This window comes from Kitasatospora sp. NPDC087314 (genome assembly GCF_044744365.1).
Classification (GTDB): domain Bacteria; phylum Actinomycetota; class Actinomycetes; order Streptomycetales; family Streptomycetaceae; genus Kitasatospora.
In genome coordinates, this window is record NZ_JBIUYE010000019.1 from 40,106 (window position 1) to 64,659 (window position 24,554).

At 72.3% G+C, this 24,554-nt stretch carries 20 protein-coding genes and 1 pseudogene; 11 read left to right on the top strand and 10 right to left on the bottom strand.

Annotation, left to right across the window (positions count from 1 at the left end):
• Positions 1-29: 29 nt before the first annotated feature.
• Positions 30-816, bottom strand: a pseudogene (locus tag ACIO5E_RS33820) (alpha/beta hydrolase); the annotation flags it as partial.
• A gap of 181 nt (positions 817-997) precedes the next feature.
• On the opposite strand from ACIO5E_RS33820, the gene ACIO5E_RS33825 reads away from it, so the two are divergent.
• Positions 998-1,291 carry a hypothetical protein gene (locus ACIO5E_RS33825; RefSeq protein WP_400675651.1) on the top strand — a complete coding sequence of 98 codons (294 nt, stop codon included), beginning with the start codon at positions 998-1,000 and terminating at the stop codon, positions 1,289-1,291.
• A 335-nt stretch (positions 1,292-1,626) separates the two neighbouring features.
• Positions 1,627-3,741 (top strand): glycoside hydrolase, encoded by a 2,115-nt coding sequence (locus ACIO5E_RS33830; RefSeq protein WP_400675409.1) that lies wholly within the window; start codon positions 1,627-1,629, stop codon positions 3,739-3,741.
• Positions 3,742-3,904: 163 nt separating this feature from the next.
• Here the strand turns inward: ACIO5E_RS33830 and ACIO5E_RS33835 are convergent, their stop codons facing one another.
• The gene (locus tag ACIO5E_RS33835) at positions 3,905-5,629 is read right to left on the bottom strand and encodes an amidohydrolase (RefSeq protein ID WP_400675411.1); all 1,725 of its coding nucleotides are present in this window, start codon (positions 5,627-5,629) and stop codon (positions 3,905-3,907) included.
• A gap of 580 nt (positions 5,630-6,209) precedes the next feature.
• Complete coding sequence (locus tag ACIO5E_RS33840; RefSeq protein ID WP_400675413.1) at positions 6,210-6,578, bottom strand: hypothetical protein; 369 nt, start codon at positions 6,576-6,578, stop codon at positions 6,210-6,212.
• Positions 6,579-6,776: 198 nt separating this feature from the next.
• Between ACIO5E_RS33840 and ACIO5E_RS33845 the strand changes: the two genes are divergently transcribed.
• Genes ACIO5E_RS33845 through ACIO5E_RS33855 form a run of 3 tightly spaced genes read left to right on the top strand, consistent with a single transcriptional unit; the run spans position 6,777 to position 10,218 of the window.
• Positions 6,777-7,361, top strand: a complete 585-nt coding sequence (locus ACIO5E_RS33845; RefSeq protein ID WP_400675415.1) for a hypothetical protein — start codon at positions 6,777-6,779, stop codon at positions 7,359-7,361.
• On the top strand, positions 7,286-8,824 hold the full coding sequence (locus ACIO5E_RS33850; protein WP_400675417.1) for a flavin monoamine oxidase family protein: 1,539 nt from the start codon (positions 7,286-7,288) through the stop codon (positions 8,822-8,824). The genes ACIO5E_RS33845 and ACIO5E_RS33850 overlap by 76 nt, the downstream gene beginning before the upstream one ends.
• Positions 8,821-10,218, top strand: a complete 1,398-nt coding sequence (locus ACIO5E_RS33855; RefSeq protein WP_400675419.1) for a glutamate-cysteine ligase family protein — start codon at positions 8,821-8,823, stop codon at positions 10,216-10,218. Before ACIO5E_RS33850 ends, ACIO5E_RS33855 begins: the two co-directional genes overlap by 4 nt.
• Positions 10,219-10,499: 281 nt before the next feature.
• On the opposite strand, the gene ACIO5E_RS33860 is transcribed toward ACIO5E_RS33855, so the two are convergent.
• Positions 10,500-11,993, bottom strand: a complete 1,494-nt coding sequence (locus tag ACIO5E_RS33860; RefSeq protein WP_400675421.1) for an SDR family oxidoreductase — start codon at positions 11,991-11,993, stop codon at positions 10,500-10,502.
• A 276-nt stretch (positions 11,994-12,269) separates the two neighbouring features.
• Here ACIO5E_RS33860 and sigK point away from each other — a divergent pair, with 276 nt between their 5' ends.
• Together sigK and ACIO5E_RS33870 are read left to right on the top strand one after the other, a co-directional pair.
• Entirely contained in the window at positions 12,270-12,833 is a 564-nt protein-coding gene (gene sigK / locus ACIO5E_RS33865) for an ECF RNA polymerase sigma factor SigK (protein WP_400675653.1), read from the top strand.
• On the top strand, positions 12,830-13,915 hold the full coding sequence (locus tag ACIO5E_RS33870; protein WP_400675422.1) for an anti-sigma factor domain-containing protein: 1,086 nt from the start codon (positions 12,830-12,832) through the stop codon (positions 13,913-13,915). The genes sigK and ACIO5E_RS33870 overlap by 4 nt, the downstream gene beginning before the upstream one ends.
• On the opposite strand, the gene ACIO5E_RS33875 is transcribed toward ACIO5E_RS33870, so the two are convergent.
• Genes ACIO5E_RS33875 through ACIO5E_RS33895 form a run of 5 tightly spaced genes read right to left on the bottom strand, consistent with a single transcriptional unit; the run spans position 13,869 to position 18,026 of the window.
• The gene (locus ACIO5E_RS33875; RefSeq protein WP_400675424.1) at positions 13,869-14,519 is read right to left on the bottom strand and encodes a VWA domain-containing protein; all 651 of its coding nucleotides are present in this window, start codon (positions 14,517-14,519) and stop codon (positions 13,869-13,871) included. The genes ACIO5E_RS33870 and ACIO5E_RS33875 overlap by 47 nt on opposite strands.
• Positions 14,520-14,535: 16 nt before the next feature.
• A complete protein-coding gene (locus ACIO5E_RS33880; RefSeq protein WP_400675426.1) occupies positions 14,536-15,675 on the bottom strand; it encodes a hypothetical protein in 1,140 nt (379 codons plus the stop codon).
• Positions 15,672-16,862 carry a protein phosphatase 2C domain-containing protein gene (locus tag ACIO5E_RS33885; protein ID WP_400675428.1) on the bottom strand — a complete coding sequence of 397 codons (1,191 nt, stop codon included), beginning with the start codon at positions 16,860-16,862 and terminating at the stop codon, positions 15,672-15,674. Before ACIO5E_RS33885 ends, ACIO5E_RS33880 begins: the two co-directional genes overlap by 4 nt.
• Positions 16,859-17,275: a hypothetical protein gene (locus tag ACIO5E_RS33890; protein WP_400675430.1), complete on the bottom strand. Its 417-nt coding sequence runs from the start codon at positions 17,273-17,275 to the stop codon at positions 16,859-16,861. Before ACIO5E_RS33890 ends, ACIO5E_RS33885 begins: the two co-directional genes overlap by 4 nt.
• A gap of 7 nt (positions 17,276-17,282) precedes the next feature.
• Positions 17,283-18,026 (bottom strand): hypothetical protein, encoded by a 744-nt coding sequence (locus tag ACIO5E_RS33895; protein ID WP_400675432.1) that lies wholly within the window; start codon positions 18,024-18,026, stop codon positions 17,283-17,285.
• 173 nt (positions 18,027-18,199) lie between these two features.
• Between ACIO5E_RS33895 and ACIO5E_RS33900 the strand changes: the two genes are divergently transcribed.
• The 3 genes from ACIO5E_RS33900 (at position 18,200) to ACIO5E_RS33910 (ending at position 21,879) form a co-directional block, all read left to right on the top strand.
• Entirely contained in the window at positions 18,200-18,934 is a 735-nt protein-coding gene (locus ACIO5E_RS33900) for a Crp/Fnr family transcriptional regulator (protein ID WP_400675434.1), read from the top strand.
• Positions 18,935-19,015: 81 nt separating this feature from the next.
• Positions 19,016-21,610 carry a hypothetical protein gene (locus tag ACIO5E_RS33905; protein ID WP_400675436.1) on the top strand — a complete coding sequence of 865 codons (2,595 nt, stop codon included), beginning with the start codon at positions 19,016-19,018 and terminating at the stop codon, positions 21,608-21,610.
• Between the two features lie 32 nt (positions 21,611-21,642).
• Positions 21,643-21,879: a hypothetical protein gene (locus tag ACIO5E_RS33910; RefSeq protein ID WP_400675438.1), complete on the top strand. Its 237-nt coding sequence runs from the start codon at positions 21,643-21,645 to the stop codon at positions 21,877-21,879.
• An 8-nt stretch (positions 21,880-21,887) separates the two neighbouring features.
• On the opposite strand, the gene ACIO5E_RS33915 is transcribed toward ACIO5E_RS33910, so the two are convergent.
• On the bottom strand, positions 21,888-22,682 hold the full coding sequence (locus ACIO5E_RS33915) for an FHA domain-containing protein (RefSeq protein WP_400675440.1): 795 nt from the start codon (positions 22,680-22,682) through the stop codon (positions 21,888-21,890).
• A 141-nt stretch (positions 22,683-22,823) separates the two neighbouring features.
• Here ACIO5E_RS33915 and ACIO5E_RS33920 point away from each other — a divergent pair, with 141 nt between their 5' ends.
• Complete coding sequence (locus ACIO5E_RS33920; protein WP_400675442.1) at positions 22,824-24,536, top strand: serine/threonine-protein kinase; 1,713 nt, start codon at positions 22,824-22,826, stop codon at positions 24,534-24,536.
• Positions 24,537-24,554 lie beyond the last annotated feature (18 nt).

Consider the following 24,554-nt stretch of genomic DNA (forward strand, 5'->3'; position numbering starts at 1 on the left):
GGGCGGTGGCCTGCCGGGGGGTGGGGCGGCTACTCCGTCCGGGGCAGCCGGTCGCGGAAGAAGTCGGCCAGCCGCTCGACGGCGGGGGTGACGTACCGGTCCTCGTCGTAGAGGTCGATGTGCACGGCGCCGTCGATCCAATGCAGTTCCTTCGGGCCGGTGGCCTTCTGGAACGCCTCCACGCTCATCCAGGAGGTCACCGCCTCCCGGCCGACGACCATCAGCAGCGGGCGCGGGGCGATCAGGTCGAGGCCGCGGAAGGCGTCGAAGAGCGCGATGCGGTCGACGCTGGACCAGGTCAGGGCCTTGGCCGACCGGGGGTGCCCGGCGCGGGGGGGTGCAGTAGTACTCCCAGCCCTCGTGGACGTGCGGGCCGCCCCGCCGGGCCTCCTGTTCGGTGTCCGGGAAGAGCCCGAAGGTCCGGACGCCCTCGCCGCGCGCCTCGGCGGTACGGGCCGCTGCGGCCGCGGCCAGCATGCCCTGGAGGACGGCCGGGTCCTGGGTGCCGTCGGCGCCGAGGCGGAACTGGCGGGAGATGTCCACCGCGCTGACGGTGGCGACGGCCTTGATGCGGTGGTCGGTGACGGTGGCGGCGAGGGCGTAGCCGCCGGAGGCGCAGATGCCCAGGGCCGCGATGCGGTCAGGGTCGGCCTCCGCGCGGCCGGTGAGGAAGGTGACGGCGGCCTTGATGTCCTCGACCCGGCGGGCCGGGTCCTCCAGGCCGCGCGGCTCGCCCTCGCTCTCGCCCTGGTGGGCGGCGTCGAAGGCGAGGGTGACGAAGCCGCGCTCGGCCAGGCCCCGGGCGTACCGGCCGGTCCTGGACGCGCTCGCCGACGCGCTGCAGTTGGCCCCGGACGAGCGCGCCTACCTGTTCACCGTCGCCGACACCACCCCGGCCGCTCCCGCCGCCCGGCCGGGGCGCCCGCCGGTCGACCCGCAGCTGCGGCAACTCCTGGCGACCATGCGGGACATCCCCGCCATGGTCCTCAACCGGCGCATGGAGGTCGGCCGACACCCGGACGACCGCGCACTGGCCGCGCTGGTCGGCGAGTTGAGCGTGCGCGACCCGGACTTCCGGCTCTGGTGGGCCGGCCACCGGGTGCGCGGGCCGCGTCAGCTCAGCAAGACCTACCTCCACCCCGTCGCGGGCGGCATCACCCTGGACGTCCAACAGTTCTCCGTCGACACGCAGCCCGACCAGCAGCTCGTCGCCTACACCGCCCCGCCCGGCTCCCCCTCCCAGCAGGCCCTGCACGGTCTCCTCCAACGGGCCCGGGAGGGCGACTCGTAGCACCCGCCACGCGCCGCACGGTGATCCGACTGTTCGTCACACTCCTTGTGGTGGTGGATGCTTGCGGACGCCCTTGGGCTTTAGCCGGGGGAGGATGTCAAACGCCGCCTCCCCGCGCCGCACCGCGACCGCCGCCCCCTGCTGCTGCGCCCCGTCGCCTTCACCCCGACGGCGCGCGGACCGCGCGCACGGTGGAAGGCCTGCCCGACGGCCGGGACCGATCCGGCCAACCGGGGATGACAGCACGACAGAGGGGCGGCGGTGCCATCGGCATGAGCAGTGGTCAGCGGCCGGTTTCTTAAGGACCTCTTAGGAGTGCTCCGTATCACTGTGTCATGCCCACCAGTACTCATACGTCATCCCTTGCGAGCCCGGCCCGCCGGTACGTTCCGCGCGCCGCTCTCGTCCTCGCCGTGGCCACCGCGCTGGTGTCCGGAACCGTGGCGAGCGCCACCGGCAGCCCCGCCTCGCAGGTGCGGATCCACGGCGGGCGCGTCGACGTGCCCGTACGCGGCGGCACCGCCAGCATCGACGCCGCCACGCTGCGGACCGAGGCCCGGACCGAGGACGGGCAGGTGATCCTGCTCTCCGCGCCGGCCGCCCAGGGGCTGGGCACGGCGAGCGCCCCGGTCCGGACGGCGGACGGCGCCGGCTGGTCGTATCCGGAGAAGGGCCTGCGGGCCGAAGTGCGCGCCGATCACGGCCGGTTGCTGGTCACCCTCACCGACACCGGCGGCGACACCTCGGTGCGGTGGCCGGTGACCGCCACCGATCCGGCCGCCGCCGCGATCCAGTTCCCGCGCGGCGAGGGGCTGTCCGTTCCCGTCGACGACCCGTTCTGGAACTCCTCCGACGGAGCGCTGGTCGGCGAGGAGCAGGAGCTGAGCTCGCAGCTGTCCATGCCGATGTGGGGCTACACGCTGCGCCCCGGCCGGGCCGGCGTCAGCTTCATCGTCCCCACGGACATCGGCACGTCGCTGACGTTCGCCTCCCAGGACGGGCGGCTGCGGGCCACGGCCGAGCACGGGTTCGCCGCCGGGAACGGCACCGGCGCGTACACCGTGGCCTTCTCCCTCACCGACGGCTCCCCGGTGGCCCCGGCCGTGGACTACCGCAACTGGCTCGCGGAGCACGGGCAGCTCGGCAGTCTGAGCGAGAAGATCAAGCAGAACCCGCAGACCGCGAAGCTGCTCGGCGCCTTCCACGCCTACGCCTGGGGCGGCGCCCGCCGGCCCGCCTACCTCGACCGGCTCAAGGATCTGGGCGTCTCCCGGCTCTGGCTCGGCTACGACTCGGACGACTCCCCGATGACGAGCGGGGACGTCAAGGCCGCCGAGGCCGCCGGCTATCTGGTCGGGCCGTACGACTCCTTCGCCAACGGCCAGCAGAAGACGGACGATTCGTCCCCCAACACCGTCTGGCCGGACGAGGTCTACCCCCGGTTCTGCGTACTCGGGGCCGACGGAACGCCGCAACCCGGCTTCCACAAGAAGGGCTGCTACCTCAGCTCGCAGGCGTTCGAGCAGGCCGAGCCACAGCAGCACTACCTGGCCGACCGCACCCGCTCGCTGGTCACCAACGGGGCCGACAGCTACTTCCTCGACGTGGACGCGGCGGGCGAGCTCTTCCGGGACTTCGACCCCGGCCACCCGATGACCATGGACGAGGACCGTGCCAACCGGCTCGCCCGGATGCGGCGCCTGACGGACGGCTCGTACGACGCGTCGACGCACCGGCCCGCCCCGCTGGTCCTGGGCTCGGAGTCCGCCGGCTCCTGGGCCAACGAGGTGCTGGCCTTCGACCACGGCTCGGGAACCCCGGTGGACGGGCGGCTGTGGGCCATGGAGAGCGGACACTTCGACAGCGGGCCGCAGGACCCCAAGGACGACGGCGCCTGGGGCGGCTACACCCCGGAACAGGCCGCCGCCACCTTCTTCAAGCCGGTGCGGACCACGGACTTCAAGCCCGAGCACCAGGCCCAGGTGGCCGCCGCCCTGAAGGCGATGTACGACCCGCGGTACCGGGTGCCGCTGTACGAGACGGCGCTGCACGGTTCACTGGTCAACGTCGAACGCTGGGAACTGCCCTTCGGCAAACTGCCGGAGCAGAAGACCACGCGTGCGCTGCTGGCGATGCTCTACAACACCCCGCTCAACTTCGTGCTCAGCGACAAGGACCCGCGCGACGGGCAGAACCTGCGGGAACTGGCCTCCCTGCAGCAGTACTTCGCCCCGCTGCACCAGGCGGCCGGCACCCGGCCGCTGACCTCCTTCCGCTGGCTGACCGACGACCACCTGGTGCAGCGGACCGTCTTCGGCGACGGCACGCTGACCGTCACCGCCAACTTCGGCACCACGGTCCACGACGGCCTGCCGGGCGGCTGCGTGGACGCCACCCTGCGCGGGCGGCCGGGCACCCAGCGGCTCTGCCCGGGTGACGTGGTCTCGTGAACGTGTCCGACGAGCCGCCGGGCCGGTGGGTGGTGTGGGCGGCGCAGCGCCCCCCGCCGGGGTGGGGGTGGCCCCGGGGGAGTACCGCCGCGCCGTCCACGGCCGGGGCGGCTGAAGCCCGGCGGCCGGGGCCGCCGGGCGTGGCTCGGCCGGACGCCGCCGTTCAGCAGCAGCCCCACTGCGGGGTGGGCGCGGTGGCCGGGCTTGCGAAGGCCCGGCCGGCGGGTGCGGGCGGGTGGACGGTCGTCCCCGCCTTGATCGTCTCGACGACCTCGATGTCACGGATCGCCTCCGGGTCGACGGTCAGCGGATCGGCGCTGAGGATCACCAGGTCCGCGAGCTTGCCGACCTCGATGCTGCCCTTGCGGTCCTGCTCGCCGTACTGGTGCGCGGCGTTGAGGGTGATCGCGCGGACCGCCTCCAAGGCCGACACCCGCTGCTCCGGCCCGAGGACGACCTCGTCGGTGCGGGTGCGCCGGGTCACCTGGCTGGACAGCACGGCGATCGAGTTCGGCAACGCCACCGGCGCGTCGTGGTGCGAGGTGTAGCGCAGGCCCCGGTCGAGCGCCCAGCGGGCGGGGGAGATGACGGCGGCCCGCTGCTCGCCGAGGACGGTCCTGCGGTACCAGTCGCCCCAGTAGTAGGTGTGCATGGAGAAGAAGGACGGCACGATCCCCAGCCGGGCGAACGCCTCGACCTGGTCCTCGCGGGCGGTCTGCGCGTGGATGGCCACGGTCGGCCGCCGGCTTGGCCCGGCCGCCTCGACCGCCCCGAGGAACTGGTCGATCGCCGCGTCGCCGTTGACGTGCGCCAGCACCTGCCAGCCCCGCTCGACCGCCGTGCTGACCTGCTTGGCCACCACCGCGTCGTCCGGCTCCGCCGGGTACCCGCAGTAGTCCTCGGGCTTCCCGGTCGGCGGCGTCAGGTACGGCTCGGTGAGCCACGCCGTGCGTCCCTGCGGCGAGCCGTCCAGGACCAGTTTCACCCCGGCCGCGCGGACGCCGTCCACGTACTCGTCGCTCACCCCGATCGGGTCGTCCAGTGCGGAGGAGATCGCCTCGCCGGCCTTCACGTACGCGACCACGTCGATCCCGAACGGCACGGCGGCGGCCGTGTCCCGCAGCGCCTTGAGGTTGGCGAGGGTGGTGCCGCCCTCCTGGACGGTGGTGAAGCCGAAGCTCGCCGCCGCGGCCGCGCCGGTGACGAACAGCGTCAGCAGCTCCCGCTCCGGCAGCCCCGCGAGCGCCAGGTCCGAGGCCGGGGTGAACGCCTTCTCCTCCAGCACCCCGTCGGGCTCGCCGTACGCGGGTGGGACGGCGAGTTCGCGTCGTCGGATCACCCCGCCCTCGGGGTCGGGTGTGGCGGCCGAGTAGCCGAGCCGCTTCAGGCCGAGGCTGTTCACCGCGCCGAGGTGGAAGGACTGGTGGATGGCGAGCACCGGGCGGTCCGTGGACACCTCGTCGAGGTCCTCGCGGGTGGGGTGGCGGCCCTCGACGAGCATCGCGTCGTCGTACCCGAACCCGACGATCCACTCGGAGTCCGCGCCCACCGGGCTCGCGGCCCAGGCCCGCAGCTTGTCCTTCAGCGAGTCGAGGCCGGTGACGTCGCCGTCCGGCGCGGCCAGCAGGTTGGCGACGGTGGCCTGGAGGCCGATGCCGCCGAGGTGCCCGTGCGCGTCGACGAACCCGGGCAAGAGGGCGCGGCCCTCGAGGTCCCGCACGACGGTGTGCGGGCCGCTCCACCGGTCCAGCGCCTCCTGTCGGGGGCCGACGAAGACGATCGTGCCGTCCTTGACGGCCACGGCCTCGGGCCGGGCGTCGTCGCCGGTGCTCTCGGCGACGGTGACGATCTCGCCGCCGTGGAGGATGAGGTCGGCCTGCTGGGCCATGTGGGTCTCCCGTGGGTAGGGGGTCGGCGCCCCGCTCCTACCCATTGTGATCGCGGTATCACCTCTTGTGGTCGACCCGTCGGCGCGGCGCTCCCGCATGCGCCGGCTGTGGCGCCGCGCCAGGCGGCGGTGCGGCCGGCCGTCGCCGGCCTGGACGCCGACCTGGTCGACCGCGTCCACGCCGCCGCCACCGCCACCGCCACCGCCTGATGGGACCGGCTACGGCCCATCGCCGGCGACAGCGACCAGGCCCAGGCCGTCGAGGTCATCGCCCGCGCCCACCAGACCGGTCGGCTGGTACCAGCTGCCCGGAGGCGTCGAACACGTCATCCCGCAGCACAGCACCCTGGCGGGGACGGTCGGCCGGATCCTCGCGGACACCGCCCTCACCCCACCCGGCTGGACACCCCGGCCCTGACACCGAGGTCCCGGTCGCCCTGCTGACCGGGACCTCGATCGGAGGCCTTCTCGGCACGGGTACCACCACCGCTGGGCATCCGGCAGCGGGAACATCAGGATCCGTCGCCCTTGAAGCTCTGAAGTCGGGTACCCGACCGAGGATCCGAGCCGGGTCGCCGGATCAGGAGACGCGCTTCAGCTGCCAGGCGTTGTTGTTGAGGCTCGGGTTCGACCAGGCGACGCAGCTGCTGCTGTAGTACGAGCCGGTCTGGACCCAGCCCGCAGGCGGGTAGGTCGAGGAGCAGGCCTGGACCACGGTGCCGACGGGCAGTCCGGTGAGCTGCTTTATCTGCTTGATGTTCGGGCTGAAGCTCTGCGTGCCGCAGCTGCTGCTGTAACCCCAACTCACGTCGACATAGCCGGTCGGGGTGAGAACGCTTCCGCACGAGGTCGTGACGTCACCCGGGGCGGCCTGGGCGGGCGCGGCGGTCAGGGCGAACATCGCTGCGGCACCGACGATGGCCATACAGGTGGTACGAAGGCGAATCATGGATGGTGGCTCCTTCTGATCGCGGGTGGCCGGTCAGGCCGTGAAGCCATTCCTACGGCTTGATCACCGGTTTCGGATAGCGGCTTTCAGGCCTAAAGATCAAGGCCATGAAGTTAGGGCTGCATGGTCGTCGGCAAGGGTCCTTGATCTGGGGATTTGCCGGACGCGGGAAGCGGAGCCCCGGTAGAACGGCTTGTCGTGCTCCTGGACCGCGGCTTCTCCTCCAACACCTTCCTCGAAGCCGCGGCCGGCACCGGGGCAGCGTTCCTGGCCCGCCTGTCGGCCCTGCGCAAACCGCCTGTCCTGCGACGCTTCGACGACGGCTCATTCCTTTCCAGAATCGGCCAGTTGGAGGTCCGTGTCATCGAATGCGAGATCGCCACCGCCACCGCCACCGGACGCTCCAGCGGCGTCTACCGCCTGGCCACCACCCTCCTCGACCACCGCCGTCACCCCGCGTTCGAGCTGGTCAGGCCCCGCGAACCGTTCCTCCCGATCGGGGGTGATCGCCGAGTCGTCACGCGGACCCTCGAAGAGGCAGCGCGCCTTGAGCGTGGCGAGGGGGCCGGCCGGCCTCATCGGGCCGGTCGGCCACGGCGGTCGGCCACGGCGGTCGGGCTTCGAATGGAGGTGTCCCGGTTGTTGGCGGTGCTGCGCTGGCCCAGGCTGGGGCGTGGCGGGGCATCGACGCAACTGCGGAGGCGCGAGTGTTCGACAGGAGCTTCGCGTTCCCGGCCGGTCTGCTGGAGCCGGCGGTCGGCGCTTCGGGTCGGGTCGCGGTGATCGGGGCGGGCGTGGCGGGCCTGGTCTGCGCGTACGAGCTTCAGCGCCGCGGCTGCGACGTCGTCCTGTTCGAGCGGTCGAACCGGCCGGGTGGGCGCGTGCGTACGCATCACTTCTGGGACGGCACGCACGCGGACCTGGGAGCCATGCGCATCCCCTCCAACCACCACTGCGTCCTGCACTACGTGTCCGAGTTCGCCCTGGCGACCCGCCCCTTCGTCAACGTCAACCCGCTCGCCTACTACCACCTGCGCGGGCGCCGGGCCCGGGTCCGTGACGTGCGCGAACTGTTCACGGCGTTCTCCCTGCGCGCCGCCGAGCAGGAGGCCCCGGCCCGCCTTCTCCACCGCCTCCTGGTGAGCGTCTGGCAGACGCTCACGGCGGGCCAGCAGCGGCGCCTGCTCGACGGCTGCTGGGACGATCCCGCATTCGAGCGGCTCGTCTCGATGTCGCTGTGGCAGTTCGTCCGCGAGCACCTGTCGCAGGACGCCTGGGACCTGGTGGGCCATGCGAGCGGATTGGTCCACTACGAGCAGTCCTCCCTGATCGAGGTCCTGGTCGACTACTTCGGCCTGTTCCACGCCGGCCAGCTGGAGCTGGTCGACGGCATGGACGCCCTGGTGCGCGCCTTCGTCCGCGAGCTGCTGCCGGGCACCCTGCGGCTGTCCACCTGCATCGACGAACTCGCGCTGACCGGCGACGGCGTGCTGGTCAAGGGGAAACGGCTGGACCACGTGCTGACCGAGCACGTCGACGTCGTCGTCTGCTGCGTCCCGGCGCCCGCGCTCGACCACGTCGCCTTCGTCCCGGGCCTGCCGCACGCCCAGCGCCACGCCATCCGCGGCATCAACTACGCCAGCAGCACCAAGACGCTCCTGCACCTCACCCGGCGCAGGTGGGAGCTGGACGACGGGATCTACGGCGGGGGCAGCTTCACGGACCTGCCGATCCAGCAGTGCTGGTACCCCTCCGACAACGCCCGTCTCCTTGCGGAGGCCCCGAACGGGGACGGCGCCGGCCGAGAGCGGTGGGTCGCCCGGGACCCCGGCAGGTCCCGGGAGCCCACGGTTCTCCTGGGGGCCTACCCGTGGGGAGCCAACGCGCGCAGGCTGGCCGCGCTGCCGGACGCCGACCGGGACCGGCTGGTGCTGGACTGCCTGGAACGGCTGCACCCCGGTATCCACGGCGACGTGGACGACATCGTGCACTGGAACTGGGACCAGCAGCTCGGCATGGGCGGCGGCGCCTTCGCCCACCTCACGCCCGGCGAGCACACCCGCTACCTCACGGCGCTCGGCTCGCCCCACCCGGCCGGCGATCCCCGGATCTTCTTCGCCGGTGAACACCTGTCCGGTGCGCACGCGTGGTGCCAGGGCGCCATGCAGTCGGCCCTGAACGCGGTGGGCCACGTACTCGAACGCGGGCGGCAGGCGCGGATCCCGGCCCGGGTGAAGTCCGAATGACCGGCACCGCCCGGGCCGGCGAACACCGGCCCGGGCCGTCCACGGCGACCGCCGGAGGGCTTGACCGCCAAGCCCTCCGGTCGCTGCTCGCCCCGCCCGCCGGCGCGTGCGAGCGGGTCGGACTGGAGATCGAGAGCGGCCTGGTGGACCCGCGAACGGGCCTGGCCGCCCCCTACTCGGGCGAGCGAGGAGTGCAGGCGGTGCTGAAGGCGGTGCTCTCCCGGTGGGGCGGACAGCCACTGGACGACTCCGGCAACCTGACCGGCGTCCTCCTCGACGACGGTAGCCAGATCACGCTCGAACACGGTGGGCAGGTGGAGTACTCCTCCGCCCCGACCATCGGCCTGGGAACAGCCGTCGACGAGATGCGAACCGCCATGGAGCGCCTCGCGGAACTCGCCGCCGGCTTCGGCTGGGCCCTGCTGCCCGGAGCCTGCCTGCCCTTCGACGCCCCGGGCAGCATCGCCTGGGTGCCCATGCGCCGCGGCGCCCTCATGCGCGACTACTTCGCCCGCATCGGCGAGGCGGGCAGCCGGGCGCCGGAGATCATGTCGATGTCCCTGTCCACGCAGGTGCACCTGGACTACGTCTCGGTCGACGACTTCGCCCAGAAGCTGCGGATGCAGACGGTCGCGTCGCCGGTCATCGCCGCTCTGCTCGTCAACTCGCCGCTCCAAGGCGGCCGGCCGAACCGGCTGCTGTCCCACCGCTCCCATGCCTGGCTGCGGATGGATCCGCGTCGCTGCGGTGTCCTGCCGCCCGCCCTGCGGCCGGACGTGGCCGCCGACGACGTCATCGACTGGGCCCTCGAGATCCCGATGATCTACTACCGCAGCGAGGACGGCCGGTTCCGTCCGGCCCCCGACCGGCCGTTCGGCCTGCTCCTGGAGCGGGGCTTCGACGACGGCTCGGTCCCCTCGCTCGACCACTGGGCCTCGCACCTGTCGCAGATCTGGACGAACGTGCGGGTCCGCCGGACCCTGGAACTGCGCGAAGCGGACGGCCCGCCCTACCAGCACATCCCGGCCGTCCCCGCGCTGTGGGTGGGCCTCACCTACCACGAGCCCTCGCGAACGGCGGCCTGGGACCTGCTCAGGCGCTACACGCTGCGGGACCACCGCGCCGCGATGGCCGAACTCCCGAGCTCCGGGCTGCACACCACGCTCGGTGGCGACCCCGTGCGCGAACTCGCCCACGAGCTGGTCCGGCTGGCCCGCGCAGGGCTGAGCGCACGGGTATCCGCGGGGCTGGAGCCCGCGAAGGTACTGGACTACCTCGACCCCCTCGACGAACTGCTCGATGGGGGAAAGACGTTCGCCGAGCAGTGCCTGGACCGTTGGGACAAGGACCTGGCCCGCGACCCCGCCCGCTACGTCGCGGCCTTCCGGGTCTGAACCGCGTACCAGGCCGGAACCCGGCGACGCCCGGCCCGGCGGCGCGGTGTCTACCCGGCAGAGGTCCGCATTCGCCGGCGAAGGCCGCAACGAGCTTGCCCGCCCCGAGCGCAAGGGGCGCGCCGCTACGAGTCCGGCCACCGCGGCGGCTCCGACATGCTGAAGTCGGTTCAGACACCCGGTGTGTGGCGAGTTCGCCTGAGGTGGGTCATTGCTCACAGCAGCGCCCGGGTGGAGGCGCTTGTCTCCGTGCCGCTGATAACGGACTGGTGGAGAGCCGTTCAATCGGCACGGAGGGCGCGTTCCGTGATGTTGCGGGCCATGCCCCCGAACACCGCCGTGTGAAAGGGCGCGACGGCCCACCAGTAGGCGTGTCCAGCGAGGCCGTGCGGGTGGAACAGAGCCCGCTGCCGGTAGCACGCCCCGCGCTCGCCGTCCGGTGTGACGGAGAGTTCGAGCCAGGCGAGCCCGGGTAGGCGCATCTCGGCGCGCAGACGGAGCAGCCGGCCGGGTTCGATCTCCTCGACCCGCCAGAAGTCGAGCGAGTCCCCGACCCGCAGGCGGGCGGGGTCGCGGCGTCCCCGGCGAAGGCCGACGCCGCCGACCGCGCGGTCGAGCCAGCCGCGCAGGGCCCAGGCGAGGGGGAAGGAGTACCAGCCGTTGTCACCACCGATGCCTTCGATCACCCGCCAGACGGCGGCGGGTGATGCGGCCACGGTGCGTTCCTGGATGTCCTGGTAGAGGCTGCCGCCGGCCCAGTCGGGGTCGGTGGGCAGGGGGTCGCTCGGGGCGCCCGGCAGGGTGGCAGAGGACCAGCGGGTGGCAACGTCGGCGTCCTTGATACGGCGCAGGGCGAGTGTGACGGCCTGGTCGAAGCCGGTGAGGCCCTGTGGCGGGTCGGGCACCCACCGGGCGATGTCGTGCTCGGCGCAGACGACTTCGTGGCGCAGGGACTCGACCAGTGGGCGGGCGATGGAGCTCGGCACCGGGGTCACCAGGCCGACCCAGTGGCTGGAGAGACGGGGAGTGAGGACGGGCACAGGGACGATGAGGCGACGGCGTAGTCCAGCCATACGGGCGTAGCGCTGCATCATCTGCTGATAGGTCAGGATGTCGGGGCCGCCGATGTCGAAGGTGCGGTTCACCTCGGGCGGCAGATCGGCGGCGTCGGCGAGATAGCGCAGGACGTCGCGGACGGCGATCGGCTGGATACGGGTCGACACCCAGCGAGGGGTGACCATCGCGGGGAGGCGTTCGGTGAGGTAGCGCAGCATTTCGAAGGAGGCGCTGCCCGAGCCGACGATCACGGCGGCGCGCAGCTCGGCGGTCGGAACACCGCTGGAGCGCAGGATGCGACCGACCTCGGCGCGGGACCGCAGGTGGGGTGAGAGGTCCGCTTCGGGCACCGCGGCGGGGACGAGACCGCCGAGGTAGATCATCCGGGTGACGCCGGCGGCTGCTGCGGCGGCACCGAACACTCGCGCAGCGTCCCGGTCGGTGGTTTCGAAGGCGGGGCCGGTGCCAAGGGAGTGGACGAGGTAGTAGACGACGTCGACGCCGTCGAAAGCCCCGGCCAGGGTTTCGGGCCGGCTCACGTCGCCTGCTGCGATGTCGACGTCCGCTCGCCATGGCTGATCCCGCAGCCGACCGGGGTTGCGCACCAAGCAACGCACGGAGTACCCGCGGGCGAGGAGTTCGGGCACCAGACGGCCGCCGATGTAGCCGCTCGCGCCGGTCACCAGGCAGCGCTTCGAGTCGGGTCGCAACGTTCTCATCTCGGCTCCTCGTCGCAAAGCCAGGCCGCCGTGTCCTGTCGATGGCTGGATCGACGGGACCAGGATCGCGCACGCTGTTCGGAGTCCGCGACCGGGCGGATTGGCAGGCGCGTCGGCCAATCCGAGCGTTCGATCGCTCCGAAGGCCGGATGTGAGTTCCGAACCGTCCACCCGGCCGCGGCCGAGCTGCAGTCCTGCCGCGACTATAGGGAGGCCCTCGATGTGTGCCGTCCGCCGACCGGGCTCATCGCCCGCCCGCTGCAGACGAGCGAGCGGATGAGCGCCGTCGTCCACCTTGCCGGTCCCGGACGGCCGGGCCCGAATCTGAAGGAACTCCTGGCGCGGGTCACGCGCGGCGACCAGGACGCGTTCTGCAAGCTCTACGACGCGGTGGCCGGCCCGGTGCTGGGACTGGTGCGGCGGGTGCTGCGCGATCCTGCGCGGTCCGAGGAGGTCGTCCAGGAGGTACTCCTGGAGGTGTGGCGCACCTCGGCCCGCTACCGGGCCGAGCGCGGCGAGGTGATGCCGTGGGTGTTGACCATCGCCCACCGCCGCGCCGTGGACCGCGTCCGCTCCGCACAGGCTGCCGCCGACCGCGACGAGCGCGTCGCGGCGTTCGACGAGGTGGCCGAACAGGTCGAGGGCCTGCTGGAACGCGAGCAGGTCCGGCGTTGCATGAGAACGCTCACCGAACTGCAGCGGGAGGCGTTGACGCTCGCGTACTACCGCGGTTACACCTACCCGCAGGTCGCCGAGGTCCTCGGCGCACCGCTGGGCACGATCAAGACCCGCATGCGCGACGGACTGATCCGCCTGCGTGACTGTTTGGGGGGAGCATGAGCGTCGCCGACCTGCACACCCTGACCGGCGCCTACGCCGCCCATGCCCTCGACCCCGCGGAAAGTACGGAGTTCGAACGCCACCTGGCCGTCTGCCCGGCCTGTGCCCAGGAGGTGGCCGAGTTCGCCGCGACCCTGGCCAGGCTCGGGGCCGCGCAGACCGTCGTGCCGCCCGCGGCCCTCGAGGAGCGGGTGATGGCCGCGCTGCCCAGCGTCCGGCAGGAAGCCCCCCGGACCGCGCCTACGCCTGGCGGAGGATCCCGGTCCTACGCGCAGGCGGGCGGTTGGACGAAGTTCGCTCTGGCCGCCTGTCTCGCGATCGCGGCCGGTGCCGGTGGCCTCGCCGTCCAGCAGCACCAGCAGGCCACCCAGGCGCGCGCCCGGGCGGTCGTGGTTCAGCAGCAGGCGGAGCGTCTGACGAGCCTGCTGACGGCACCCGACGCGCGCACGGCCACCGGAACCGCGGCGGGGGGAATCGGAGCGGGGACGGTGGTGTCGTCGCACGACCGCGGCCAGGCCGCCTTCCTCGCCTCCGGCATGCCCACGCCGGTCGCGGGCACCACGTACCAACTGTGGTTCAACGACTCCGGGACGATGCGATCGGCCGGACTGCTACCGAGCGGGGAGGGCGGGGTGGTGCTGTCCGGGCCGACCGGTCCTCGCAGCTACGGAGCAGCACTCCTCGTCACAGGAGTCCTCGTCCGGGAAGCCCCTCTCCCGGGAGGACGCTCCGGAGGAGACGCCGGTGTGGTGGCGGTGATCGTAGGCTCGGGCAGCTGGGTGGGTGAGGCCGAGGGCGAGCAACTCGGCGACGGCGCCGCGGCGGGAGAGGAGACGTCAGGGGTCGGGGTCGGCTGTACCGGCACCGGCGTCGCCGGGTGCGAGCCGCCTCCGCCCCCGTTCGTCGAGGGGCCGCGGAGATTGCCCGCCACCTCGACCACGCCGCCGCAGGCGAGCAGCACCGCGGCCAGCACGGACAGCCCGGCGGAGGCCCGCAGCGCCCGGGGCGCCGTGGTACGCGGGTCGGTGTCCACGCTCAGTCCACGTATTCCTGGGCGACCTGGACGTACTCGAAGCCCTTGACGTCGGTGGCGATGTGCATCTGACCGGTTTGCGAGGAGGCGATCAGGGTGTTGAGCAGGCCGGTGATCGCCCCGCTCAGCGCCGACTCGGTGTCCGAACCGTCGGCGATGAACAGCGCCTTGGTCGCCACCTCCTTCAGCACGTCGCGCCTGGCGGCGCCGAAGCCGTAGGCGATCACGTGCGGGTGGCGCGGCCAGTTCCGGTCCACCAGCGTGCGGAAGGAGTCCCGCCACCTCGCGTCGGTCGGAGCGCCGTCGGTCAGGAAGAAGATCGCCGGCCGCAGCACGCTGTACTGCTGCGCCCGCAGGCTGCTGACGTCCTGTTCGATGCTCTGCCGCAACTGGTCGAAGGCCTTGCCGTACTCGGTGCCCCCGCCGCAGATCACTTCGGGCATGCTCGGGACCTGCTCCATGTCCGACATCGGGATCACCACGTGCACGTCGGTGGAGAAGGCGACCACGCTGACCCTGGCGAACTCCGAGACGCGCGGATTCGTCGCCAGGTTGTAGTGCAGACGCGAGAGGGTCGCGTTGAGCACTGCCTCGTGCGGCTTCATCGACGAGGAGGCGTCGATCACCACGTAGGTGGGCAGGCAGAGTGACATTGTGTGCACCTCTGAGCTAGTGGTTGGAGGCGATGATGATGACCAGGATCACGACGAGGGCGAGCACCCAGATCCACTTGGTGGACCGGCCGGTCTCGGGCTTCTGCTTCTCCTCGACCGTGCTGCTGCGGGTGACGGTGGGGGACTCCGAGGTCGCGTGCGGCGCGGGCTGCGGAGGCATCACCGTCGGCTGCTTCGGGGGCAGTTCGGGCAGCGGCGTACGGGTCGGACGCGGCACGGCCCTGAGGTAGGGCCCGTTGTTCAGCGCCTGGTTCAACTGGGCGGCCGCGGGCCGTCGCTCCCGGTCGGTCGCGAGCAGCATGTCCAGCAGGACCTCGGAGACGGCGGGCTGGTTCAGCCAGTGGGCCGCGGCGACGCCGTGGAAGGTGCTCGCGTCGCGCCGGCCGGTCAGGCACTTGGCGACGAGCAGGGCGAGCCGGTAGCGGTCGGTGTACTGGTCCGCGTCGGAGCCCGGCGGCGTGAGCGGGTCGGCCCAGTTCGGCTGGTGGATGTCGGGCATCTTCTTCGGCTGGCAGCCGTCGACGTCGATCAGGTAGACGGAACGCCCCTCCGGGCTCCAGAAGGCGTTGGAGAACGACCAGTCCGAGTAGACCAGGCCCAGGCCCTCCAGGATCGCGGCGAGCTCCGTCAGTTGGCGGCAGGCAGCCAGTCGGCCCTCGAAGCCGGGGCACGGCAGGCCGACGCCCCGGATCGACTCGTCGGACTTCGCCAGCCAGTCGATCTCCAGGAACCGGCGCTCGCTGAACTTGCCGCGCCGCAGCTCGGAACGGTACTGCTCGGGCGCCATCGGGATCACGCACCCGACGGCCGGGTTGCCGGGCTCGTGGATCCGGGCCGCGGGCCAGCACGTCCCGGCGTACAGGGTCGCCCGCGCCGCCTCCGGCAGCGTGTCCGGAGCCGAGATCAGCAGGTCGATCCGGTGTCCGTCCTCCTGGTGCAGGCCGGGCCGGTAGAGCTTGGCCAGCCAGCCCGGATGGCCCGTCAGCGGCCGCACGGCGACGGCCTGGCCGTTGTGCTCGGAGATCGGCTCGGCGAGCGGTCCGAGATCGCCGAGGCCCACGGTCCTCGGCAACGCCCAGCCCCGCGGGTCCACCGCCGGGGCGCCGTCGCCGGCGACGGGATCGGAGTCGGTCATGTCCCGCTGCCGTTCCACACCACGACGGCGGTGCGGTCGTCGAGGCACTGCGGTGCGTCGAAGCCGACGTCAGCGGTGAACCGGGTGGCCGGGACCGGCGAGCGCCAGGCGTTCGCGAAGTACTCGTTGACGTTGCCCGCCTGGTCCGCCCACGCGTCGCCGATCCCGTCCGTGACCAGGGCGAGGGCGGCACCGGCCGCCAGGGTGACGTAACCGTCCACGGCCAGGTGCGGCGTGTCCGGCAGTCGGCCGGCGACCTCGTTCGAGACCACCGCGGCCGCGCGGTCCTTGGCTTCGCCGGCGGAGAACTGCCACCGCGGGACGCGCGGGTCGAGTGTCCAGGCCGAACTGTCACCGAGCCACCCGACCCATGCCCGCGCCACGCCGTTCGCGTCCGGCTCGGCGATCACCGCGGTGATCAGCACGGTGGCCAGGTGCGAGGTGCCGACGCCGCGTCCGGCCGCGTGCGCGGCGATCGATTCCGCGGTCCGCCCGTACAGCGCCTTGACGTCGAGCCGGTCGAAGCCGACCGTCTCGATCTGCTCGCGCAGCAGGGTGACGGCCTGGCTGGAGGCCGCGGTGGCCCCGACGTCGGACCAGGCCGCGCTGGACAGGCCGTCGGCCACGGCCACGATCGCGTACCGGCTATCCGGGCTCCGCCCGATCCGGTAGGAGTCCTGTCGCGGCTCGGCGGGCTGGCCGCAGCGGTGGCCGGGCCCGACGACGGAGGCGGCGCGGATGGTGAGGGCACCGACCGTGGCCTCGTCGGCGGCGATGCCGTTCTGCACCGTGCGCTCCGGCAGCAGCCAGGGGTAGCCCTGTGCCCGCGCGCCTTCGCCGAAGCGGGGCACGCTCAGGTCGGTCGGCCTCTCGCGCAGGAACGGCCGGGGCCTGCCGGGCTGGGCCGTCGACACCGCCGGTACCGCGACAAAGCGGCAGACCGGCGCCGTCGCGTCGGGTCGGGGCTCCCGTTCGGGCCGGTCCCGCTGCCGGGCGGGTGTCGCGGCGGCCTCGGACCCCAGTGCGGCCGCCGCGCCGACGACACCCACCGCCGCGAGGGCGAACGCGTCCACCAGCCAGCCGTAGTGCCGGTGCGGCGTGCCGACCTCGGCGAAGGCCCCGATGACGACGGCTGCGAGCAGCCCCGCCCGCACCCAGCCGTCCGTCAGGCCGTCGCCCCCACTCACGGCCGTTCCTCACGATCGCGGGACCTCGGCCCGGAGGCGAAGTGCTGGTCACCGTGCTGCACCGCGAACACCTCACCGGAGCCGGTGGCGGAGTTGACCTGGACCACGACGTCCGGCCGTTGCGCGGTCCGCAGCGTCGCCAGAGCTATGACGTCCTGGGTGAGAGCCGGGTTCCGGTCGAGCAACTGGAACAGGGCCTCGGTCCAGAAGTCCACGGCCGCGGCGTCGACCGCTCCCCTCGTGGCGGTCGACCCCCGCTCCAGCGCGACGGACAGTTCCCTGCGGCGGCTGCCGTGGGCCCGGGCGATGACGCCGCTCATCAGTCGCTTCGCCTCGTTCCACAGATCGGTGCCCATCGCGGACACCAGAGCGGTGGCTCCGCTCGCGGCCAGCTCGGCGAGTTCCTGGTTCATCGGCGCTTCAGCCCCGTTCGTTGTAGCGGATGTGCTGGCGACCTCGGCCGACGGCGAAGACCGTGCCGTTCCCCGTGGCTTGGACGAGTTGCTCCACGGTCCGCGGCTCGGCTTCCGCAGGCCGCTCGCGGGAGCCGGATTCCGGGCCGGGACCGCCGTGCGGCCCGACCGGGCTGCCCGGGTACCAGAGCCAGGCCCGTGCGGCGAACTCCTTGACCCGGACCTCGGCCGCGGTGAAGGCGCCGGCTTCGAGCCCCTCGTAGCCGTGCCCGACCGTCTCCTCGCAGTAGTGCTGCGAAAGCATCGCGGCCACCGGGGTGCCGTCCGGACCGGCCAGGGCCGCATGCCGCAGCGGGGGCGAGTCGAGCAGCCGGGCGAGCGTCTCGAACGGGGTGCCGGAGACCGTGCCGTCCGGATCGAGCCGGACCTCCCCCGCGTGCGCGGCGGCCCGTACCCGCAGCCGGGTGTCCGGGCCGGCGTGCCGGTTGTGCTCGCGGATCCGCGAGCCCAGCTCCGGCAGCAGCGGGACCAGCAGTCCGGCCTTGGGCAACCCGGCCGGGGCGACGAGCCGGCAGCCGTCGCCGGTGTCCACGTACGCGAAGTCCCGCCGGTCCAGCTCCGCGACGCCGAGGGCGCCGAACAGCGCGGACCGCAGCACACCGCGGATCTCCTGCAGCCGCTGCTGACCGCGGCCCGCGGAACCCGCGATGTCGCACGCCAGCAGAGCTCGGTACTCGTACCTCGGATTCACATTCCCTCCGCGATCACGACGGGGGCCGGCAGTTCGGAGATCGATCTGCCGTCGGCACCGAATTCCCGGTGCCGACACGATGGTTAACGAGATCGTAGGGGAGGGGTCCCCGGGTAAACCGGCTACTAATACGGCTTGTCCGGCTTCGGCCGGACGAGGAAGAGGAGTGACCGATGAGCAACACACGGATGCGCGGGGCCGGGGCCTACTGGCCGCCGACCGGGCTGCTCGGCCGGGTCGGCGAGGCCGATCGCCGAGTCCTGCTGGGGCTCGGCCACGGCGTGGTCTACCCGGCCGGTCAGATCACCATCCGCGAGGCCGACACCTCGGATTTCGCGCTGCTCCTGATCGGCGGCACGGTGAAGGTCACCGCGCACGCACAGGACGGTCGGGAGGCGCTGCTGGCCGTGCGGATGGCCGGGGACCTCGTCGGGGAGCTCGCCGGGATCGACGGCCAGCCGCGCATCGGCACCGTGACCGCCTGCGGCCGGGTGCTGGCCCGCTACATCCTGCCCTCCGAACTGCTGGCGTGCACGAAGCAGCACCCCGCCATCGGGCTCGCACTCAACGCGAGCGTGGTGGCCAAGCTGCGCACGGCGACCGGCCGGATCGTCGACTTCACCGGTTGCGACGTGCTCGGGCGGCTGGCCAGGATCCTGCACCACCTTGCCGTCACCTACGGGCGCCCCGGCCGCACCGAAGCCCATCTCCCGCTGTCGCAGCCGGAGATGGCCACGCTGGTCGGCGCCGCGGAGTCGTCGATCCACAAGGCCCTGCGGGCCTTGCGGGAGTCGGGCGCGGTCGTCACGGGCTACCGCAGGATCACGATCCTCGACCTGGACCACCTCGCCCGGATCGCCGCCGCGGCCGAACCGGCCGGTTCACGGGCGATCTCACCAAACAGGTAAAAGCGCCGGGTTCGGACGACGGGTCGGCGCCAGCATGACCGAGTGCCGGGACCCGAGCGTTGGAGAGGACCGGAGAAACAGATGCCAGAGAACAACGGTGCTCCGGACGGTTCCGCGCGAATCCGGGCGGGCGACGTGTCCGGAACGATGATCGTCGGCAACCGGAACACCGTGACCAACCTGAACATCACCACCGGACACGGTTCGGCCATCACCGTGAACGCGGGGCCTCCGCCGAACCCGGTCAAGCGTCAGCCGATCTCCCACCTGCCGCGTTCCGCCGCCGATCCGCTGATCGGCCGGGAGCGGGAGCTCCGGGAACTGCAACAGGCCGTCGGGGCACGCCAGTTGGTGCAGATCTGGGGCACCTCCGGGGTCGGCAAGAGTGCGCTGCTGCGCCACCTCGCCCGTACCTTGCCGCGCGGGCCCGAGGGCGCGGCCTACATCGAGGCCGGCGGACGGACGGCCGACGACCTCGCGCAGGCGATCTTCGACATCAGCTTCGACGCGCCGAACTACAAGCCGTCGCTGGAGGTGCTGAAGGAGCACCTGAAGACCCTGCGGCTGCGGATCTACCTGGACGACGCGGGACTCGACGAGAAGGACCTGCACCGGCTCTTCGACCTGGCCGAGCACTCCACGTTCGTCTTCACCTCGCAGCGCCGGTCGTCGGTCGCCGGCGTCCACACGATCCGACTCGACGGACTGACGGCCCCGGCAGGGGTGGTCCTGGTGCAGACGGTCCTGGCCCGCGCGCTGCAGCCCGACGAAGCGCGGACCGTGACGGCGCTGTGCGACGCCCTGCACGGCAATCCGCTCCGACTGCGGCGCATCGCCCTGTCGGCCGCGACCGGCAAGGGCCTGCCGGGCATCTCCGATCTCCCCGCGCTGCTTCCCGCGCTGCTCAACAGGCTCCGGCCGGAGGAGCGCGACCTGCTGTACCTGCTCGGCTCGCTGTCGGGCGCCGAGTTGGCTGGACGGCAGCTCAACACCCTGCTCGGCCGCACGGACTCCGATGCGCTCGCCGACGGCCTGGTGCGGCACGGCCTGCTGGTCGCCTCGGAAACCGGCTACGGGTGTCCGCCGGACGTCGCCGAGTGCGTGCTCAAGAGCCGGATGACGCAGTTCCCCGCCGCGCCGCTCTGCCGGGCGCTCACCGCGTGGGTCGAGTCGCGGGAGACCACCCCGGACGAGGTCGCGGCCCACTTCCAGGCCCTCGACGTCGCGGTGCTGGGAGCGGAGCGGAGCGGACAGGCGCAGCTCGGCGTGGAGTTGGCCCGTGCCGCCTCGCCGAAACTGGCGCTCTCCCGGCAGTTCGACGCGTGGGGCAGCCTCCTCGGAGCCGGCTGGGCCGCCGCGAAGAGCGCGGGAGACCGCGCGGGCGAGGAGTTCTTCCTGGGGGAGGCGCGCACCCGCCGCAAGGCGATCGGCCGGGCGGCGCTGACGACGGCCCTGGTGCTGGAGGCGGGAGTGCTCTGGCAGGAACTCGCCGCTCTGCAAGCGCACTCGGTGGCCCACCAGGCCGCCACGACGGCGATCACCGCCGTACCGCCGATCGATCCGGCCACCACGGCACATGCCATCGGCCAGTCCCCGCTGATCACGCACCCGGCGGTCAGCCCGCCGACGGTCACCCACCCGGTCGTCCAGCCACCGGCCGTGACCCACCCGGTCGTCCAGCCACCGGCCGTGACCCACCCGGTCGTCCAGCCACCGGCCGTGACCCACCCGGTCGTCCAACCACCGGCCGTCACCCACCCCGTCCCCGCCTCCGGCGCTCCGGCGCCCGTGCACCCGCCGGGTACACCGCAGGTGATCGACCTGTCCCAGTCCGCCCAACAGCCCCCGGCCGGAGTCCATGTGGCCGGCGCACACTCCCCCTCGCAGGCGGCGCCGCAGCGAATCGACCTCTCGGGAGCGCACCACTCCGCCGCCCAGCCGACGCACGCCGTGAGCGCCACCACCACGTCCAGCACGGGCCACGCGGCGGTCACCACCGCCGGCGCAGCGGCCGCCAAGGGCGGAGCAGCCCTCGCCGTCGCCTGCGCGGTCGGTGCCGCAGCCGTACTCGGCGTGGGCGCCATGGTCTACACCCAGAACCAATCGGACCGGGCTACGCCGGCCCCGCCTCCGAAGGTCTACACCCCCGCCCCGCCGGTCTACACTCCCGCCCCGCCCGCCCCGTCTCCGAAGGTCTACACCCCCGCCCCGCCGGTCTACACTCCCGCCCCGGCGGCCCCGTCTCCGGTCGTCACGCCGGACCCCGTCGATCCCGTGTGCGCAACGGTGGTACCGGAATTGGGAAAAGAGACCCAGCAGTACAACGCCGACCTGGCCGCCGTTCACAGCGCCTTCGGCTCGTACAACAACGCCGTAGCCGCGTACAACTCACGACGGACCTCCACCGTGCCCGACGACAGCACGATGAAATCCCGTATCGACATCATCCTCAAAGACCTGCGCGCCAGCGAGTCCACGTTGCGGGGAGCCATCTCGCAAGCGCGGGACGGATCCGTGGTCTCCAACCTCAAGGGCATTCTGACCGCTCTCCAGCAGGACGAGAGCCAGTTCCGCTCGCTTCGGAACAATCCCAGTACCGGCTACAACACGGCCAGCCAGGCTTCGGCATACAACTCGGCCTGGCAGAGTCTGGTGATCCACTGCACCGCCTGGTAATCCGCCACAAGACTGACCAGGAAAGGCCGACCATGCCTACGGAATCCACCCCCGGCACCATCCACGCCGGAGACGTCTCCGGCACCTTCATCGTGGGCGACAGCAACCACGTGACGAACACGACCACGCATCACCCCGAGCAGCCGCAGCCCCAACGGCGCCAGCAGAACTCGGCCGAGGACCAGGCAGCCGTCTTCGCCGTGGAACACGGCACCATGCACGTCACCTACAACCACAACGCCGAAGCCGCGCCCGAGGCGGAGGACTGAGAAACGCGTCAGCCCCGATCGGCCAGCAACTCCAGGTCCTGGGCGTTCAGCGTCGCCGTCTTCAGCAGTTCCCTGATCAGGTTGACGCTGAGCGTCGAGCCGACCGGCTCGCCGACCTCGTCGCGCGTCAGTCCGCGCACACCCCGCCGGCGCAGCCGTTCGCGCACGTCCTCGACCGTGTTGGCGACCGACTTGTGGGTCCAGAACTTGGTCACGTGGGGCGAGGCGTTGACCAGCCGCGCGGTCTCCTCCCAGGCCGACGGGAGCGGGAAGGCGTCCTGGCCCTCCAGGTAGCGCCGGGCGAGCGCGGTGAGCACCAGCCGCTCCTGCAGGGAAAGCACGTAGACCGTCTCGGGAGCCGCGGTCTCGGCGCTGCTCGTGGAACGAGGGTGCAGGTCATCCCCGTCCACGACGCGGACCTCCACCAGGTGGGACCGCCGCTTGGACGAGTTGATCACCAGCGGGGTGTACCCGGGCCCCATGATCCGCTTGTGGCCGGTGAGCATCAGCACGCCGTCGGGCAACTCGATCGGCAGATTGCCGGTGTTGACCAGCCACCAGTCGCCGTCCGTGCCGGCGCAGGTGAAGACGCCGTGCCGACGGCTGACGGTCGGGTCGTCGACACCGACCGGTACGTGCACGTCCTCGCGGTCGCGCCCGAACAGCAAGGTGTACCGGCGCGGCGGCACGGCGTACCCACCCTCCGGGCCGAGCACGAAGATCGTCCCGGGTGGCGCCGAGGGCACCCTGTCGGAAGGACTGCCCGGCGGCAGCATCTGGGGTGGGAAGTTTCCGTACGCCATCTCACATACCTCCGCCTCGGCTCGCGCCAGTGTACGAGCGCACCGAGAGGACCAGTCCTCCTGCGGGCATGCGGTGTGCCGAGCTTGCGGAACCGCCAACTCTGTTTGCCCTGAGTGGGCTTGCTCGATAGCCTGCCCGCCGTGAGCACGATCAGCCGGCGAGCTGCTGCGATCGACAGCATGGTCGCCGAACCACTCGGTCCGGGCGATCCGCAGGAGATCGGCAGCTTCAGCATCGTCGGCCTGCTCGGCACCGGCGGCATGGGCGAGGTCTACCTCGGGGTCTCGGACAGGGGCTACGCCGCTGTCAAGCTCGTCCGGCCGCGGCTGGTCTCCAGTGAGCGCTTCGAACGAGAGGTCGGCATCCTCTACCGTGTGCCGTTCGGAGTCGGACCGCGGGTGCTGGCGAGCGACGCCACTCCGGAACGCCCATGGTTCGCCACCGAGTACGTCCCCGGGCTCACGGTGGACGACGCGGTCCGGCTGCACGGCCCGCTGCCCGCCGAGGCGCTGTGGCTGCTGCTGGCCGAGACAGCCGCTCATCTGCGGGCCGTACACGCGTCCGAGATCGCGCACCGCGACATCAAGCCCGCCAACGTCATGCTGGTGCGCGACGGCGTGAAGCTGATCGACTTCGGCATCGCGCGCGCCGCGGACCAGGCGAGGCTCACCAGGAGCGGTGACGGCTACGGAACGCAGGGCTTCTCGGCACCGGAACAGCAGGCCGGGGACGAGGACGTGGCAGCGCCCGCGGACGTCTACTCGCTCGCGGCGCTCCTGCTCTACGCCGCCTCGGGTCGCACGCCCGGCGCCGTCCCCGACGTGGAGCCGCTGCGCGCCGTGGACGCCGACCTCGCCGCCCTCCTCGAGCCCTGTCTCGCCACCGACCCCGGAGCACGCCCCACCGCCCACGAGATCGTCCTGGCGACCCACACGCACCGGCTCGCCCCTCCCCCGTCCTGGCCGCCCGAGGTCATGTCACGCATCGACTCGCGACGTGCCTTCGCCGAAACGCCGGTCGGCAAGCTGGAGACCGTCCCGCCACCGGAATCGAGCACGGACCCGAAGCCCGAGGTCGGGACCGCACCCCTCGCATCACCTCACCGCCCGCGCAAGCACCTGTTGCTGTTACCGATCGCCGCGGCGACCGCCCTCGGCGCGGTCGCGGTGTTCGTCCTCAGCCCGACCACCTCCCCGCAGAACCACAACGCGCGAGGGTCCAGCGGCGCGCCGGTCACCGTCGAACCCGTGGCCGGGACGACGCACGGGCCCTCCGCGAGCCCGAGCGCCTCGATCTCCGCCACCGCCGAACCCTCTCCCCCGCCTTCAACCGCCCCGGCCGGCACCACGCGGACACCCTCCCCGAGCCTGCGGCCCTCGTCCTTCTCCACCGCCAAACCCGCTACCCTGCCCCCGACCACCCCACCGGCCACCCCACCGGCTACCCCACCGAGCACTGCCCCCGCCGCACCCTCAGCGGCCGCCCCCAGCCCTACCTCGTCATCGATCAGCGGCATCAACGGCAGCGACGACCCGACACAGGTCAAGGGCTCCGAGGCGGACACCAGTTGGTTCGGCAACGACGCCGCCTGCTCGGCCTGGCTGGACGACAACGGCTCCGGCTCGCTCGCGGGCGTGCTCAACACCTCCCTGAACCAAAGCTGCGTCGCCGAGCTCGCCCGCAGCGACGGCATCACCTACACCTTCCGCGCCTCCTGGGGCGCCGCGAAGACGAGCTTCGTCCCGGACATCGGCTACACGATGTGGATCTGCGTCTGGAACGCCAACAACCGATCCGGCGAGCAGTGCTCCGCTCGCTTCGGCATGAACGGCACCACCCCGGTCCGCCGGTGAAACGAGGCTGCCGCAAGG